A 16,036-nucleotide genomic window follows, 5' to 3' on the forward strand; every position below is an offset into this window, starting at 1 on the left:
ATCGCGCGTGCCCTCGACAGGACGGGGCATGCGCGATGATGCGGTGCGGCAATGCACGGGTTCAGGTGACCGTGCTACGCGTATTGACCGATTGCGTCATGTCGATGCCGCGCCGCTCGCGGCTGAACTGGATCAGCACGGCGATCACGACGGCAACGATGCCGGCCACGAGCGCGAGCGCGAAGCTGTAATTGTTGTTGTTCGAAACGGCGAGCGAGGCCTGCATCGTCGCGTTGCCCGACGCGAGCAGGTTGCCGAGCTGGTAGACGACGCCGGGGAAGGTCGCGCGGATCTCGTCGGGCGAGATCTCGTTCAGGTGAACCGGGATCACGCCCCACGCACCCTGCACCGAGATCTGCATCAGGAACGCCCCTGCGGCGAGGGCAACCGGGCCGCTCGAGAACGCCCACAGCGGCAGCACGGGCAGGGCGATCAACGCAGCGATGAAGATGGCGCGACGGCGGCCGATCCGTTCCGAGATCGCGCCGAACGACAGGCCGCCGACGATGGCGCCGATGTTCAGCACGATCGTGATCCACGACACGGTATGCGGATCGAAGTGATGCTGTTCGCGCAGGAACGTCGGATAGAGATCCTGCGTGCCGTGCGAGAAGAAGTTGAATGCGGTCATCAGCACGATCGCGTAGATCGTGAGTTTCCAGTTCTGCTTCAGCGTGGTGCCAAGGCTCGGGCGCGGGCGCTTTTCCATCTGCTTCCATGCCGGCGATTCGGGCACGTGCGAGCGCACGTACAGCACGAGCAGCGCGGGCAGCACGCCGACCATGAACATTCCGCGCCAGCCGATGTACTGGTAGAACAGGCCGAACACGACGGACGCGAGCAGGTAGCCGCTCGGATAGCCGGCCTGCAGCAGTCCCGACACGAAGCCGCGCGCATGGGTCGGCACGGTTTCCATCGTCAGTGCGGAGCCGACACCCCATTCGCCGCCCATCGCGACGCCGAACAACGCGCGCAGCACGAGCAGCGCGGTCAGGCTCGGCGCGAAACCCGATGCGAGTTCGAGCAGCGAGTAGCAGGCGATGTTGACCATCAGCGTCGGGCGGCGCCCGAAGCGATCGGCGAGCCGGCCGAAGATCAGTGCGCCGAGCGGGCGCATCGCGAGCGTCAGGGTGAGCGCGAACGCGACGGCAGGAATCGTCGACCCGAATTCGGCGGCGATGTCCTTCAGCACGAAGACCATCAGGAAGAAATCGAACGCATCGAGTGTCCAGCCGAGGTAGGCGGCGATCGTGACGTTGCGTTGTTCGCGGGTCCAGCTCATGTCCGAGGTCTCCTCGTTGGCTTGCGCGCTTACGTTGTGCATGCGGATGCCGGCCCGGCTTGCGCGCGGTGCGGGGGCATTGATCGAGTGTAGGCCGCGGCGTCGGACGATGTGGGGCGCGATAACGTCGAATCGGGAATAATCCCTAGGAAATGAACTGTTTCGGAAACGGCAATGCCGTCGCACGAAACCGGCGACAGGCATCTGTATCATTCCGGAAGGCTGTTTGTATCTGTTTTGTAATGCGCCCGATGCGCATCGTCACCGAATCAGGAGTCCCGATGACCGAACGTTCCGCCGCCACGCTGCCCGTGCTCGAGACTGCCCGGCTGTGGCTGCGTCCGCGAGTGCTGGCCGATCTCGACGCGTGCCTCGCGATGGATCGCGATCCCGAGGTCACGCGGCACATCGCGGGCCCGTGGCACGATCCCGTCGAGCATCGGCGCTTCGTCACGCACCGGATCACGTGTAACTATCCGCCGGGCCTCGGCTACTGGTCGATCTTCGAGAAGGCCGCGCCCGATGCATTCATCGGCTGGATCCTGCTGATTCCCGACTACGTGGACGGCGCGCACGACGTCGAGATCGGCTGGCGGCTGGTGCGTGCGACATGGGGGCGCGGCATCGCGAGCGAAGCCGCGGCAGCCGTCGTGCGTCACGCGTTCGATACCGTGCGCCTGCCGCGCGTGATCGCCGATATCGCCGAGGCCAACAGCGGCTCGCTGAATGTCGCGCGCAAGCTCGGGATGCGTCGCGTGAGCGTCGTGCACGATGGCATTCCTTACATTCGACATCGTCTCGAGCGCAACGATCTGCGCGCGTAGCGCGGCGCCGTGCGAGGGCGGGGCGTCGGGCGGTTGTCAGAGATCGTCAACCGGACGCGTATCGAGGTCATGACGTATTAACGGCTCGCGCGATCAGGAGTATCGTTGCCGGAATTTCGCAACATGGGGTACGACCATGGCTCTCGGCAACGATGTTCACCTGATTCCCGTCAAGCTTGAAGAACTGCGTCCCACGCAGATGACGGTCGGCTATCGCGAAGTCAAGGCGAAGCGCAAGCACTGGAAGGCGCTCAGCAAGCGCGCGCGCAAGGCCGCGATCGATTCGCACTGGTTCCCGGCGGTGCTCGGCCCCGACGGGCTGCACTACATCACCGATCACCACCACCTCGGCCTCGCGCTGATCGAGGAAGGCGAGGCACGTGTGAACGCGATGCTGCTGAAGGACCTGTCATGGCTCGACGACACGATCTTCTGGCGGATGATGGAACACAACCAGTGGGTGCATCCGTTCGGTGCGGACGGCACGCGCCGCGACTACGCGAATCTGCCGAAGGCGCTGACGGGGCTCGTGGACGATCCGTACCGCAGCCTTGCCGGCGAGCTGCGTACGGCGGGCGGCTATGCGAAGGATGCGACGCCGTTCAGCGAATTCCTGTGGGCCGACTACCTGCGCCAGCACGTGTCGCTCGACCAGATCCGCAAGAACTTCGCGAAGGCGCTCGACATCGCACTGCATCGCGCGCATGAGCAGGATGCACGCTATCTGCCCGGCTGGTCGGGCGTCATCGCCGTCAAGCCCTGACCGCCTCATGACGACCGCCCCGATCCGCCCCGATGCCGGCCCGCAGCATGCCGACCATTTCGCCGCGCTCGACACGGCCTCGCCGCCACCCACGCGACGCATCGGCCTCGATGCGTTGGCCGGCCTGTCGATCGCGGGGCTGCTGATCCCCGAGGCGGTCGCGTACGCGGGGCTGGCGAACCTGCCGCCGCAGGCCGGTCTCATCGCGTTGCTGTCGGGGCTCGTCGTCTATGCGCTCACCGGCAGCAGCCGCTTCGCGATCGTGTCGTCGACGTCGTCGTCGGCCGCCGTGCTCGCGGCGACCGTGCTCGCGGAGTCGGGGATGGCGCTTGCCGCGCAGCTCGCGCTCGCGGCGGCACTCGTCGCGATGACCGGCGTGCTGTTCATCCTGGCCGGTGCCGCGCGGCTCGGCGGCATGTCGGACTTCGTCGCACGGCCGGTGTTGCGCGGCTTCACGTTCGGCCTCGCGCTGACGATCGTCATCAAGCAGTTGCCGAAGATACTCGCGATTTCCGTGCAGCACAGCGATGCGCCGCATGTCGCGCTCGACCTGATCACCGGCGCGCCGCATGCGAATCTCGCGAGCCTCGTACTCGGTGCGATCGCACTGGCGTTGCTGTTCGCGCTCGGGCGGAGCTCACGCGTGCCCGCGACGCTCGTCGTGATCGTGCTGTCGATCGCAGTCGGCTATGCGATCGACTGGCAGCGATACGGGATCGCGATCGTCGGCCATATCGATTTCAAGCATATCGAGTTCGGCCTGCCGGCCCTCGACCGCAACGCGTGGATGCAGACCATCGAGCTTGCGTTCGCGCTGATGCTGATCCTGTACGCGGAATCGTACGGGTCGATCCGCAACTTCGCGCTGAAGCATGGCGACAGCGTGTCGCCGAACCGCGACCTCGTCGCGCTCGGCTGCGCGAACCTCGTGTCGGGCCTGCTGCACGGGATGCCGGTCGGCGCCGGCTATTCGGCGACCTCGGCGAACGAAGCGGCCGGCGCGCAGTCGCGCTTTGCCGGCCTGTGGGCGGCGGGCGTGGTCGCGCTGATCGTCTGGCTGCTGCTGCCGCAGCTCGCGCGCACGCCGGAGCCCGTGCTCGCGGCGATCGTGATCTTCGCGGTCAGCCACTCGCTGCATCCGTCGGTATTCCGGCCGTACTGGGCCTGGCATCGCGACCGGCTCGTCGTGATCGCCGCGCTGCTCGCGGTGCTCGTGCTCGGCGTGCTGCACGGGTTGCTCGCGGCCATCGGCGTGAGCCTGCTGCTGACGCTGCGCAAGCTGTCCGAGCCGAACGTCAGCGTGCTCGGCAGGCTGCGCGACAGTCACGATTTCGTCGACGTGGCGAGCCATGCCGATGCGAAGCCGGTGCCGGGCGTGCTGATCGTGCGGCCCGAGGCGCAACTGTTCTTCGCGAATGCGGACCGGATGCTGAACCGCGTGCGTGCGCTGATGAAGGCCGCGCCGGACGCGCATACCGTGATGCTGAGCCTCGAGGAAACGCCGGATGTCGACAGCACGACGATCGAGTCGTTGCGCACGTTCGCGGCCGAATGCACGGCGCGCGGGTTGCGGCTCGCGATCGTGCGGCTCAAGGTGCACGCGCTGCACGCGTTGCGCCGCGCGGCCGACGATACGCTGCACGACGATGAGATGTCCGAACTGAGCGTCGACGAGAGCCTGCAATTGCTGCAGGCACGGATGCCGCCGGACGGCAGCGACGGCACGACCGCCGCGTGACGAGGCGGCGCGCCGGCGCGCGCTATGGCGAAACCACGGCGTCGGCGGAGCGATCGATCATGGCGGTCACTTCGGCCGCCGTCGGTGCATAGGCGCCTGCATGCGCACAGGCGACCGCCGCGCACGCGGCTGCGTAGCGCAGATGTTCGGCGGCTGATGCATCCGGACGCGCGAGCTGGCTCGCGAGCCAGCCGCCGATGCTCGCATCGCCGCAGCCGACGGTGTCGGCCACGTCGGTCGGGAACGCGGGCTGGAACAGCACGATGTCGCGATGCAGGAGCTGCATGCCGGATGCGCCGCGCGTGACGAGCATCGCGGCGTCCGGTGCCCACGTGCGCAGTTGCGCGAGTGCGGCGGCTTCATCGAGTTCGGGAAACAGCCCGCGCAGGTCCTCGTCGGATACCTTGATCCAGTCGGCGAGCCCGGCCAGCCGGCGCAGCGTGTCGCGATACGACGGCGCGGCCATCGGTGCGCGGAAGTTCGGGTCGAACGAGATCCGCTTGCCGGCCGCCCGCGCAGCCTGCGCCACGTCGATCAGGCGCGACGCGAGCGGCTCGCGCACGACGCCGAGCGAACCGACGTGCACGATCTCGGCGGCGTCGAGTGCGCCGGCGGGCAGGTCCGCCGGATCGAACGCGAGATCGGCGCTGTTCTCGCCGATGAAGAAGTAGTGGGGCGGCTGCTTCGACACGACCATCGCGAGCAGCGGCGCGCGATCGACCTGCCGGATGAAGCGCAGGTCGAGCCCCGCGTCGGCGCTCTTGCGCATCAGCTCGTCACCGAAGGTGTCGCGGCTGACCGTGCCGGCGAAGGCCGTCGGCACGCCGAGTCGCGCACCGACGCGCGCGACGTTCCAGCATGAGCCGCCGGCGACGCTATGCCAGTGCTGTGCGTCGTCGCGGATGAAATCGGTCAATGCTTCGCCGAATACGATCAGGCGGGGAAACGTCGTCGTCATGTCGAAACCTTGTGCCGCGGCGGGGTGCGCGGCGATGCAGCGATTGATCTGAAACGGCGCGCAGTGCGGGCCGTCGCACGCTGCGACGCGGCCCGGCACTGCCCGGTCGTGCGGACGGGGGGGCGCGATCAGCGCGGGGCGCTCCAGCCCTTGTAGCTCTTCACGTTGTCGCGCGTGATGAGCGTCGGCTCGATCAGGATCATCGGATTGGCCGGTTTCTGGCCATTCATGATGCCGTAGCCGACGTTGACGGCCTGCTGCGCCATCGCCCAAGGGTCCTGGCTCGACGACGCCTGCACGAGCGTATTCGACTTGAGCGCGACCTCGATATCGGGCGCACCGTCGACCGACGTGATCACGATGTTCGGGCGGTTCAGCTGTTTCGCGGCGAGATCGCTGCCGATCGCCTGCGGGTCGTTGATCGTGAACACCGCGTCGAGCTTCGGAAAGCGCGTCAGGTAGCCCTGCATCGCATTCATCCCGCCTTCACGCGAGCCCTTGCCGTCCTGGTCGCTCGACAGCACCTTGATGCCGGCGCTTTTCGCGAGCACGGTCTTGCAGCCGTTGACGCGATCGATCACGGCCGACACCTGCGGGCCGTTCTCGATGATCACGTTGCCCTTGCCGTTGAGTTTCTTCGCGATGTAGTCGCAAGCCAGCTCGCCGGCCTTCACGTTGTTGGTCTGCACGGTCGCGTTCGCGCCGGCCGCCGCGACGTCGACCGCGACGACCGTGATGCCGGCTGCCTGCGCTTTCTTCACCGCCGGCTCGATCGCCTTCGGATCGGTTGCGTTGAGCAGGATCATGTCGACGTGCGCGGAGATGAAGTTGTCGATCTGCGTGAACTGCTTGTTCAGGTCGTAGTCGGCCGACACGGCCGTGACTTTCGCATTCGGGTTGAGCTGCTTGGCGCGCGCCTCGGCGCCCTTGACGATCGTGACGAAGTACGGGTTGCCGAGCGACCCGACCGTGACGCCGATCGATTTGAGCGGCTTGTCGGCCGCGTGCACGGCGGAAGCGCCGAAGGCGAGTGTGCAGGCGACGGCGGTCAGGGCGGCTTTGTGCTTGAACATGTCGTGGTGTCTCCGTGAAGTTGCTTGGCGGGCGGGCGCAGGGATCGGCCTGCGCCGCCAGGTTGAATGGACGGGCAAGGGCTCAGGTACGGGCCGAATCGCGCTGGCGGTAGCGGTCGAGCGCGACGGCGCCGATGATCACGAGCCCCTTGATGATGTACTGCCAGATGTCGGACACGCCGAGCAGCACGAGCCCGTTGGTCAGCACCGCGATGATCAGCGCACCGATCAGCGTGCCGACGATCGAGCCGACGCCGCCGACGAAGCTCGTGCCGCCGAGGATCACCGCGGCGATCGCGTCGAGTTCGTACGACTGGCCGAGCTGCAGGCCGTTGGCCGCATAGAGCCGCGCGGCCGACATCACCGCGCCGAGGCCGGCGAGCAGCCCCGACGCCGCATACACGAACAGCTGGATCGCCCGCACGTTGATGCCCGACAGGCGGGCGGCTTCCGGATTGCCGCCGACCGAATAGATGCGCATCCCGAGCACCGTGCGGCGCAGGATGAACCACGAGATCGCGATCACCGCGCATGCGATCACGACGAGCCACGGCACGCCGAGGATCGTGCCGTTGCCGATGAACGCGAACGGCAGTTGCGGATTGAACACGGTCGTGTCGTTGCCGATCAGCCGCGCGACGCCGCGCACGGCGGTCATCGCGCCGAGCGTGACGATGAACGGGGGCAGGCGCAGGAACGAGATCAGCCCGCCGTTGATCGCGCCGAACACGAGGCCGACGAGGAGCGCGAACGACACGCCGAGCCAGCCCCAGCCCGGGATGGTCGATGCGAGCAGCGCCGCGACGGCCGCGGCGGCAAGCACCGAGCCCACCGACAGGTCGATGCCGCCCGTCAGGATCACGAAGGTCATGCCGGCGGCGAGCACGATGTTGATCGACGCCTGCTGCGTGACGATCGACAGGTTCTGCAGCGTGAAGAAACCGTCGGTCAGAAAGCCGAAGCCGATGCACAGCACCAGCAGCACCGGCAGCATGCCGGCGGTGCGGATCAGCGACTGCATGCGGGCGCGTTGATCGGCGCCGCGCAACAGCGGCGTACGGGTGGCCACCGGCTGGGCCGTCGCGGAAGCGAGGTTCCGCTGCTTGGTCGGGTTGATCATTTCGGTAACCTGAATGTAAGAAGGAGATGAAGAAGGCGAGGCTCAGTGCGCGTCGACGCGTTCGGCTTGCGAGCCGGTGGCGAGCGCGATGATGGCTTCCTGCGTGATGGGCGTAGGCGTGTAGCCGCCGAGTTCGCCGGCGATCTCGCCTTCGCGCATCACGAGCACACGGTCGGCGACACCGATGATTTCCGGCAGTTCGCTCGAGATCACGATGACACCCACGCCGGCCCGGGCCAGTTCGTTGATGATCCGGTAGATCTCGGATTTCGCGCCGATGTCGACGCCGCGCGTCGGTTCATCGAGGATCAGCACGCGCGGCTTCGTCTCGAGCAGGCGCGACAGCAGCACTTTCTGCTGGTTGCCGCCGGACAGCGCGCCGACGTTGACGTTCGCGTTCGGCACGCGGATCGACAGCGACGCAATGGCGTCCTTCGCGCGTTCGGCGCCGCGCGCGAGGTCGAGCGCACCGAGCCGCGCATCGCGGTTGCAGACCGAGATGTTGATGTTGTCGCGCACGCTCATGTCGAGGAACAGGCCCTGGCGCTTGCGGTCTTCGGTCAGGTAGACGAGGCCCGCATCGATTGCGTCGCGCGGCGAGTGCGCGCCGAACGTGCGCTCGCCCACCTTCACGTCGCCGCGCACGCGCGGTTCGGCGCCGAAGATCAGCCGCGCGAGTTCGGTGCGGCCTGCGCCGACGAGCCCCGCGATGCCGAGCACTTCGCCGGCATGCAGGTCGAGGCTGCAGCCGCGCACGCGCGCGCCGTCGGCGATGTCGCGGACCGACAGCAGCAGGTGGCCGGGGTCGTATGGTGCGTGTTCCTTCTTGTAGAAACCGGAGATGTCGCGGCCGACCATCATCGCGACGAGGCGCTCGGCCGACAGCGATGCGCGTTCGAGCGTGCCGACGTACGCGCCGTCGCGCAGCACCGACACGCGGTCGGACAGCTCGTAGATTTCCGCCATCCGGTGGCTGATGTAGATGATCGCGAGACCTTCCTCGCGCAACTGGCGGATCAGGCGGAACAGGTGCTCGGTTTCGCGCGACGACAGCGGCGTGGTCGGCTCGTCCATCACGAGGATGCGCGCGCGCGTGTGCACGGCGCGTGCGATCTCGACGAGCTGCTGCTCCGCGATCGACAGCGTGCCGACGAGCGTGTCGGGCCCGAACGATGCACCCAGGCGCGCGAGCACGTCCTCGCAGCCGCGCGCCATCGCCGCGCGGTCGATCGTGCCCCAGCGCCGGTTGCCGCGCCGCAGTTCGCGGCCGATGTAGATGTTTTCCGCGACGCTCAGGTTCGGCGACAGGCACAGCTCCTGGTAGATCACTGCGACGCCCGCATCGCGTGCGGCAAGCGGACCGTCGATGTCGATGCGTGCGCCGTCGATCAGGATCTCGCCGCCGGCATCGGCGCGGTATGCGCCCGACAGGATCTTCATCAGCGTCGATTTGCCGGCGCCGTTTTCGCCCATCAGCGAATGGATCTCGCCGGGATAGACGGTCAGGCTGACGTTGTCGAGCGCGCGCACGGCCGGGAACGTCTTGCTGATCCCGCGCATCTCGAGCAACGGGCGGGGCGACTCAGATCGCGACATGGTTGACCTCCTGCGAGTCGGTGCGGGCGCCCTTGAGGATGCCGGCCCGCGGGGAGAAGTTGAAGAACATCGGCAGCGTGGCGGCACCGATCGCACCGGCGTCGGCACCGAACGTGCCGCGTACGAGCACCGGCGTGCCGCGCGCCTCGGGCGCGGTGGCCACGAGCGCCGCGCGCAGGCGGGTTGTGACCGCGTCGAGCAGGCCCGCGTCGGTATCGGCGTCGAGCACGACCACCGGCGCGTCGACCACGCACAGCACCGCGCGCAATGCCGGCGCCAGCGCGTCGACGCAATCGTCGATCCATTCGTCGACGGCGGGCAGGCCGCGGGCGATGCACGCTTCGAGATCGGCCCGGTTGTCGACCGTTTCGCCGTGATGGCGCAGATGGCGCACCAGCGCATGCAACGAAGCGCGCGCGAGCAGGATGTCCCACGGGCCGCGCGGCGGCGGCGCGGAAGCCAGCCGGCTCGGTGGCACGGGAATCACGGCGATGTCGCCCGCATTGCCGGTCACGCCGCGCAGGCAGTCGCCATCGATCGCGATGCCGCCGCCGATGGCCGGCCCGATGAACAGGTAGACGAAGTCGTCGCACTGCCGGCCGTATCCGTAGAACAGCTCGGCGATCGCGGCGGCGTTGCCGTCGTTTTCGCCGAACACCGGAAGCGACAACGTGCGACCGAGGTCGGCCGCGAAGTCGACGTCTTCCCACGCGCGGAACGTGTCGGGTGCGAGGCCGAGTTCGCGCATCCATGCGCCGAGGTTGTACGGCTGCGCGACGCCGATGCCGGTCAGGCGCGCTCGGTCGTGGTCGGGAAGCAGGGCCTGCATCGCATCGATGTCGTGGCGGACGATCTCGAGCACGTCGGCAGGCGGCGGCAGCAGCGTGTCGTGCGAGCGACGGCCGAGCACGTCGCCCGCGAAGTTGACGAGTGCGGTTTCGATGCGCATGCGGTCGAGATGGACGCCGATGCCGAACGCGCCGCGCGGATCGAGGCGGATCAGCGAGGCTGGCTGGCCACGCTGGCCTTCGGTGCGGCCCGCGAATTCGATCAGCTTCGCGTCGGCGAGTGACGCGATGATGCTGCCGACCGCCGTTCCCGTCATGCTCGCAAGGCGGGCGAGGTCTGCCTTCGACGCGCTGCCCGCGCGACGCAGCGTCTTCAGCAGCAGGCGCTCGTTGTAACGGCGCACGTTGGCCGAGTTGCTTCCCTGGCCGAAGTGCGGGCTTCTCATGGTGTCTCCTTCCATGGTGCGCCGTTCGGTGGCGCATTAAATAAATCACGTTGATTTATTTAACCGCGTGAGCGACGTCATGTCAGCCTAGGGAAATCCCGGTTTTGGGTGGGGGCAGGGATGGCGGTGCGGGCGTGCGGAATCGGGGATGGATCGTGGAGATCGAGAAAATTGGGCTCGGGGTGGTTTGTGAGGCGGTCCTAACCGGGTAATGGCTCGTCGCCGGATTTGCCGCATGCCGTTACGGCTCGCCGGCGCTGGGGCGCGCAAACCGAAGCGACTGGGTTGCTGTCGGGGATGAGGAGGGAGGTATGTTTCCTGGGCCGGAAATGAAAAAAGGCCGGCTAGAAGCCGACCTTTTTAAATACAGATGGTGCCCAGGAGAGGACTCGAACCTCCACGATGTTGCCACCGCTAGGACCTGAACCTAGTGCGTCTACCAATTCCGCCACCTGGGCACGTTTCGCTTGTTGCTGCATCGCGAAAGAACGCAATTATAGCGTGTTCGAAGGGGCTGTCAACACAATTTGAGGTCGCGAACGAAAATAATTGGGCGGGCGTGTTCGAGGCGTCGGGCAGTGCGAGCAAACACTGCGGCGGTCGACGTGTATCGTCGAAAAACTTGGGATGCCGACCGGGAGCGTGAGCGCATCATTTCCGGATGCGGGAAATGAAAAAGTAGAAAGCGGATGGTGGTCAGCAGGGGGTGCTCGATCACGCTTGCAAGCGCAGCCATTCGAGATCTCGCGCGAAGCGAGCAGGTGCTTTGCTTCCGGTGCTGGAAATGAAAAAAGGCCGGCTAGAAGCCGACCTTTTTAAATACAGATGGTGCCCAGGAGAGGACTCGAACCTCCACGATGTTGCCACCGCTAGGACCTGAACCTAGTGCGTCTACCAATTCCGCCACCTGGGCACGTTTCGCTTGTTGCTGCATCGCGAAAGAACGCAATTATAGCGTGTTCGAAGGGGCTGTCAACACCATTTCATCGACGACGATGAAAATTATCGCCCTTCGCTGAACGCCCACTCACACACCAACCGGTTCCGCCCGTTTCGCAGCGAAATTCCAGCGCTGCGCCTGGCTCGTATCGACGCGGGCGGGCAGCAGTCCGGCGGCCAGGAACGTGTCGGCGATCTGCTGCTGCTCGCCGAAATTTTGCGGCGCCACCGCACGGACGAGATAACTACGCCGCGCGTTCGCGCGCTCGATCGTCGTCGCGTCGAGCCCCCAGATCGGCGCGAGGGTGTTCGCAGCCTCCTGCGGGTGGTCGCGCAGCCATGTGCCCGCCTGCGACAACTGGTCGAACAGGATCTGGACGACGTCGGGCCGCGCGGCGGCGAAACTGCTGGATGCGAGGTAGTAGCGCTGGTACGACGCGAGTCCGTTGCCGTCGGCCAGAATCCGCACGTCGGGATTCTGGTCGACCGACGCGACATAGGGATCCCACGTGATCCACGCGTCCACGCTGCCGCGCTCGAACGCCGCGCGGCCGTCCGCGGGCGTCAGGTAGTGGATCGTCGCATCGGCGGGCCCGAGCTTCGCGCGTGCGAGCGCGGCAAGCAGCAGGTAATGGCTGCCGGCTGCCTTCGTGACCGCAATGCGCTTGCCCCTGAGATCGGCGAGCGTGCGCAGTGCGCCGTCCTGCTTGACGACGATCGCCTGTGCCTTCGGCGAAGGCGCTTCCTGCGCGACGTACACGAAACGTGCATGCGCGGCCTGCGCGAACGCCGGAACCGTGTCGGCCACGTCGGCACTGAAATCGACGGCGCCAACGTTGAGCGCTTCGGTCAGCGGCAATCCGCTCGCGAATTCATGCCACGACAAGCGCAAGCCGAACGGCGCGAGTGCCCGTTCAAGGGTGCCGCGCGTCTTGAGCAGCGTGATGAGCGTCGATGATTTCTGGTAGCCGATACGCAACCCATCGGGTGCGTTCTCGGCTTGCGTTCGGACGCCGGCGACAGTGAGACCTGCGGCCAGCAACACGCGCGTAAATGCGCGGCGGTTCATCGACGTCATGGATCGTGCTCCTGGTTCGTTGCATCGAAGCGAGCCGGCTAACGTACCAACGAGGCGGGCGGACGATAACCGATAAATTCTGCTATCGATCCGGCTGGCAGGCATAAGAGAAGGCGAGGGCGCCCGATCGATGTCTCCTGCTTGCGATTTGATATGCGCATGGAGCACAAGGGGCTCGTCGAGCGTTGACGCAGCGTGAGCGATCGGCGGGTGGTGAGCATCGCGCTGACCGAAGCGGGGCAGGCAGTTGCCGTGCAGATCCCGGAGATTGCGCAGAAGGTGCTCAATGCCCGCTTGCGGAAATTTTCGAAGGCCGGGTTTGATGAACTGACCCGCCTGCTGCGCAAGTTCATCGGCGAATGAGCCGAGCGGCGTTTCCTGGGCCGGAAATGAAAAAAGGCCGGCTAGAAGCCGACCTTTTCAAAAAACAGATGGTGCCCAGGAGAGGACTCGGTCACACATGCGCGACCCCGGCTGCGCTTGCAAGCGCAGCCTTTCGAGTCCTCACGCAAAGCGCGCAGGCGCTTTGCTTCCTGGGCTTGAAATGAAAAAAGGCCGGCTAAAAGCCGACCTTTTTAAATACAGATGGTGCCCAGGAGAGGACTCGAACCTCCACGATGTTGCCACCGCTAGGACCTGAACCTAGTGCGTCTACCAATTCCGCCACCTGGGCACGTTTTGCAGTAGCTGCTTGCTGCAAAGAAGCGAAATTATAGCGCCCCAATTATTCGTGTCAACACTTTTTTGCGATGCATCGCAAACCGGGCTCCGCCGCGCCGGCTGGCGGCATTCCGGTCATTTGGCGACACAGGCGGGTGATAGAATGACCCGCCGCCGTCAATATAGAACTGTCTGAAGGACACCTCTATGTTGATGCCGTGCACCATCAATCAACGCAACGAGAACAACCATCGATAAACCCTTGAGCAAATATCCGTACCCCATTCCGAGCCGTGAAGAGATTCTCGGCGTGCTGCGTACGAGCGACGCGCCGCTGGCCGCCAACGACATCGCAGAAGCACTGTCGATCAAGCGTCAGGAGCGCGAGGGGTTCTTCCGGCGTGTCGCCGCGATGGAACGCGACGGCCAGATCCGCCTCGACAAGCGCGGCCATTACCAGTTGACCCATCCGTCGAACTTCGTCGCCGGGCGCGTGCAGGGGCATCGCGACGGCTACGGGTTCGTGATCCGCGACGACGGCCAGGACGACCTGTTCCTGCCGAACGGCGAAATGCAGAAGGTGATGCACAACGATCGCGTGCTCGCGCGGATCGTCGGCTACGATCGCCGCGGCCGTCCGGAAGGGCATGTCGTCGAAGTCACCGAGCGCGCGAACAAGCGCGTGATCGGCCGCCTGCTCAACGAGAACGGCGCGCTGATCGTCGCACCGGAAGACAAGCGCATCGGCCACGACATCCTGATCACGCAGAACGTGAAGAAGGCGAAGGTCGGGCAGGTCGTCGTCGTCGAGCTGACCGATTTCCCGAGCCGCCATTCGCAGCCGCTCGGCCGTGTCGTCGAGGTGCTCGGCGACATCGACGATCCGGGCATGGAAATCGAAATCGCGGTGCGCAAGTACGGCGTGCCGCACGAGTTCAGCCAGCCGGCGCTCGACGAAGCCGCCGCGCTGCCCGACAAGGTGCGGCCGACCGACCTGCGTTTCCGCGTCGACCTGCGCGACGTGCCGCTCGTGACGATCGACGGCGAGGACGCCCGCGACTTCGACGACGCCGTCTACTGCGAGCCGGTCAAGGTCGGCCGCGGCGACGGCTACCGGCTGATCGTCGCGATCGCCGACGTGTCGCACTACGTACAGCCGGGCAGCGGGCTCGATGCCGACGCGCTCGAGCGCAGCACGTCGGTCTACTTCCCGCGCCGCGTGATTCCGATGCTGCCGGAGAAGCTGTCGAACGGCCTGTGCTCGCTGAATCCGCAGGTCGACCGCTGCGTGCTCGCGTGCGACATGGTGATCACCGCGCGCGGCGAGATCAAGGCGTACCAGTTCTATCCGGCCGTCATCCATTCGGCGGCGCGCCTGACGTACACCGAAGTCGCCGCCGTCCTGTCGAACACGAAGGGGCCGGAGGCCGCGCGCCGCGCAGACCTGCTGCCGCACCTGCAGGACCTGTACGGCGTCTACAAGTCGCTGTTCGCCGCACGGCAGAAGCGTGGCGCGATCGACTTCGACACGACCGAGACCTACATCGTCTGCAACTCACAGGGCAAGATCGAGCAGATCGTGCCGCGCCAGCGTAACGATGCGCACAAGCTGATCGAGGAATGCATGCTGGCCGCGAACGTCTGCGCGGCCGACTTCCTGAAGCGTCACAAGCATCCGGGCCTGTACCGCGTGCACGCGGGGCCGACGCCGGAGAAGCTCGAGAACCTGCGTGCGTTCCTGCGCGGCATGGGCCTGTCGCTCGGCGGCGGCGAGAAGCCGCATGCGAGCGACTACGCGGCGCTGATGGCGCAAATTCGCGACCGGCCCGACGCGCAGATGCTGCAGCCGATGCTGCTGCGCTCGATGCAGCAGGCCGTCTACAGCCCGGACAACATCGGTCACTTTGGCCTGGCCTACGAGGCGTACGCGCACTTCACGAGCCCGATCCGCCGTTATCCGGACTTGCTCACGCACCGCGCGATCTACGCGATCCTGTCCGGCAAGAAGTACACGCCGAAGGCGCCGGACGGCTTCGAGCTGAACACCGCGCTGTCGCCGCGCGCCCGCGCGATGCAGCAGGCCGACGACGAATCGCGCGGCCGCTCGCGTTCGAACACGGCGATCTGGGAAGAGCTCGGCCTGCACTGCTCGGCGAACGAGCGCCGCGCGGATGAAGCATCGCGTGACGTCGAGGCCTGGCTCAAGTGCTACTTCATGCGCGACAAGCTCGGCGAGGAGTACGGCGGGATGGTGAACGGCGTCACGTCGTTCGGCATCTTCGTGCAGCTCGACACGCTCTTCATCGAAGGGCTCGTGCACGTCACGGAACTCGGCTCGGACTACTTCCAGTACGACGAGATCAAGAACGAGCTGCGCGGTGAACGCACGGGCATCCGCTACCGCCTGTCGGATCGGGTGCGCGTGCAGGTGAGCCGCGTCGATCTCGATGCACGCAAGATCGATTTCCGCCTCGTGCGCGATACGCCGGTGAAGGCGCCGCGTCCGTCGCCCGCGCCGGCTTCCGCTGGCGGCGGGGTCGACCGCGGCAATGGCCCGCGTGTACGCACGCTGCCGCAGGTGGACGAGCCCGCGCCGCGCCACAAGAAGGCCGCGAGTGCGCCGAGCGTCGCGGTGAAGGAAGCACGCGCCGCGCGTAAGAAGGGGGGCAGCGGTGGCGGTGCGGCGGCGAAGCCGACCGCGAAGAAGACACGCGCCCGCAAGAAGTACTGAGCGTTCGGGGCGGCGCCTGCGCCCGCCCTGCAGTATCGAG

The 16,036-nt window shown here is 66.4% G+C and carries 11 protein-coding genes, 3 tRNA genes and 1 pseudogene; 5 read left to right on the top strand and 10 right to left on the bottom strand.

The features are described 5' to 3' along the window. Positions 1–61: 61 nt before the first annotated feature. Entirely contained in the window at positions 62–1,282 is a 1,221-nt protein-coding gene (locus tag CFB50_RS08205) for an MFS transporter (protein WP_089445507.1), read from the bottom strand. Between the two features lie 281 nt (positions 1,283–1,563). Between CFB50_RS08205 and CFB50_RS08210 the strand changes: the two genes are divergently transcribed. The 3 genes from CFB50_RS08210 (at position 1,564) to CFB50_RS08220 (ending at position 4,607) form a co-directional block, all read left to right on the top strand. Then, entirely contained in the window at positions 1,564–2,106 is a 543-nt protein-coding gene (locus CFB50_RS08210; protein WP_089445508.1) for a GNAT family N-acetyltransferase, read from the top strand. 136 nt (positions 2,107–2,242) lie between these two features. After that, positions 2,243–2,869, top strand: coding sequence for a ParB-like protein (locus tag CFB50_RS08215; RefSeq protein WP_089445509.1), 627 nt, complete (start codon positions 2,243–2,245; stop codon positions 2,867–2,869). Between the two features lie 7 nt (positions 2,870–2,876). Then, positions 2,877–4,607, top strand: coding sequence for a SulP family inorganic anion transporter (locus tag CFB50_RS08220; RefSeq protein WP_089445510.1), 1,731 nt, complete (start codon positions 2,877–2,879; stop codon positions 4,605–4,607). Positions 4,608–4,629: 22 nt separating this feature from the next. Here CFB50_RS08220 and CFB50_RS08225 read toward each other — a convergent pair whose 3' ends face one another. The 8 genes from CFB50_RS08225 to CFB50_RS08260 form a co-directional block, all read right to left on the bottom strand. Beyond that, positions 4,630–5,565 (bottom strand): carbohydrate kinase family protein, encoded by a 936-nt coding sequence (locus CFB50_RS08225; protein ID WP_089446066.1) that lies wholly within the window; start codon positions 5,563–5,565, stop codon positions 4,630–4,632. Between the two features lie 128 nt (positions 5,566–5,693). Beyond that, entirely contained in the window at positions 5,694–6,638 is a 945-nt protein-coding gene (locus tag CFB50_RS08230) for an ABC transporter substrate-binding protein (protein WP_089445511.1), read from the bottom strand. An 82-nt stretch (positions 6,639–6,720) separates the two neighbouring features. Then, positions 6,721–7,758, bottom strand: a complete 1,038-nt coding sequence (locus CFB50_RS08235) for an ABC transporter permease subunit (protein ID WP_089445512.1) — start codon at positions 7,756–7,758, stop codon at positions 6,721–6,723. 42 nt (positions 7,759–7,800) lie between these two features. After that, positions 7,801–9,354: a sugar ABC transporter ATP-binding protein gene (locus CFB50_RS08240; RefSeq protein WP_089445513.1), complete on the bottom strand. Its 1,554-nt coding sequence runs from the start codon at positions 9,352–9,354 to the stop codon at positions 7,801–7,803. Beyond that, complete coding sequence (locus tag CFB50_RS08245; protein ID WP_069249285.1) at positions 9,341–10,588, bottom strand: ROK family protein; 1,248 nt, start codon at positions 10,586–10,588, stop codon at positions 9,341–9,343. Before CFB50_RS08245 ends, CFB50_RS08240 begins: the two co-directional genes overlap by 14 nt. Positions 10,589–10,959: 371 nt before the next feature. Next, positions 10,960–11,046 (bottom strand) — tRNA-Leu (locus tag CFB50_RS08250). Between the two features lie 368 nt (positions 11,047–11,414). Continuing rightward, a tRNA-Leu gene (locus CFB50_RS08255) sits at positions 11,415–11,501 on the bottom strand. Between the two features lie 114 nt (positions 11,502–11,615). Further along, entirely contained in the window at positions 11,616–12,605 is a 990-nt protein-coding gene (locus tag CFB50_RS08260; protein ID WP_089445514.1) for an aliphatic sulfonate ABC transporter substrate-binding protein, read from the bottom strand. 156 nt (positions 12,606–12,761) lie between these two features. Between CFB50_RS08260 and CFB50_RS08265 the strand changes: the two are divergent. Next, positions 12,762–12,968, top strand: a pseudogene (locus CFB50_RS08265) (MarR family winged helix-turn-helix transcriptional regulator); the annotation flags it as partial. 223 nt (positions 12,969–13,191) lie between these two features. Here CFB50_RS08265 and CFB50_RS08270 read toward each other — a convergent pair. Continuing rightward, positions 13,192–13,278, bottom strand: a tRNA-Leu gene (locus tag CFB50_RS08270). 249 nt (positions 13,279–13,527) lie between these two features. Here CFB50_RS08270 and rnr point away from each other — a divergent pair. After that, complete coding sequence (gene rnr, locus CFB50_RS08275; RefSeq protein WP_069247857.1) at positions 13,528–15,996, top strand: ribonuclease R; 2,469 nt, start codon at positions 13,528–13,530, stop codon at positions 15,994–15,996. Positions 15,997–16,036: the final 40 nt, after the last annotated feature.

This window comes from Burkholderia sp. AU33423, from assembly GCF_002223135.1.
In the GTDB taxonomy this organism is placed as follows: Bacteria; Pseudomonadota; Gammaproteobacteria; order Burkholderiales; family Burkholderiaceae; genus Burkholderia; species Burkholderia lata_D.

Bases quoted from the DNA above. Each gene is read 5' to 3' on its own strand.
- CFB50_RS08205 (WP_089445507.1), bottom strand. From the start codon at position 1,282: ATGAGCTGGACCCGCGAACAACGCAACGTCACGATCGCCGCCTACCTC.
- CFB50_RS08210 (WP_089445508.1), top strand. From the start codon at position 1,564: ATGACCGAACGTTCCGCCGCCACGCTGCCCGTGCTCGAGACTGCCCGG.
- CFB50_RS08260 (WP_089445514.1), bottom strand. From the start codon at position 12,605: ATGACGTCGATGAACCGCCGCGCATTTACGCGCGTGTTGCTGGCCGCA.
- CFB50_RS08230 (WP_089445511.1), bottom strand. From the start codon at position 6,638: ATGTTCAAGCACAAAGCCGCCCTGACCGCCGTCGCCTGCACACTCGCC.
- CFB50_RS08235 (WP_089445512.1), bottom strand. From the start codon at position 7,758: ATGATCAACCCGACCAAGCAGCGGAACCTCGCTTCCGCGACGGCCCAG.
- CFB50_RS08220 (WP_089445510.1), top strand. From the start codon at position 2,877: ATGACGACCGCCCCGATCCGCCCCGATGCCGGCCCGCAGCATGCCGAC.
- CFB50_RS08240 (WP_089445513.1), bottom strand. From the start codon at position 9,354: ATGTCGCGATCTGAGTCGCCCCGCCCGTTGCTCGAGATGCGCGGGATC.
- CFB50_RS08225 (WP_089446066.1), bottom strand. From the start codon at position 5,565: ATGACGACGACGTTTCCCCGCCTGATCGTATTCGGCGAAGCATTGACC.
- CFB50_RS08215 (WP_089445509.1), top strand. From the start codon at position 2,243: ATGGCTCTCGGCAACGATGTTCACCTGATTCCCGTCAAGCTTGAAGAA.
- CFB50_RS08245 (WP_069249285.1), bottom strand. From the start codon at position 10,588: ATGAGAAGCCCGCACTTCGGCCAGGGAAGCAACTCGGCCAACGTGCGC.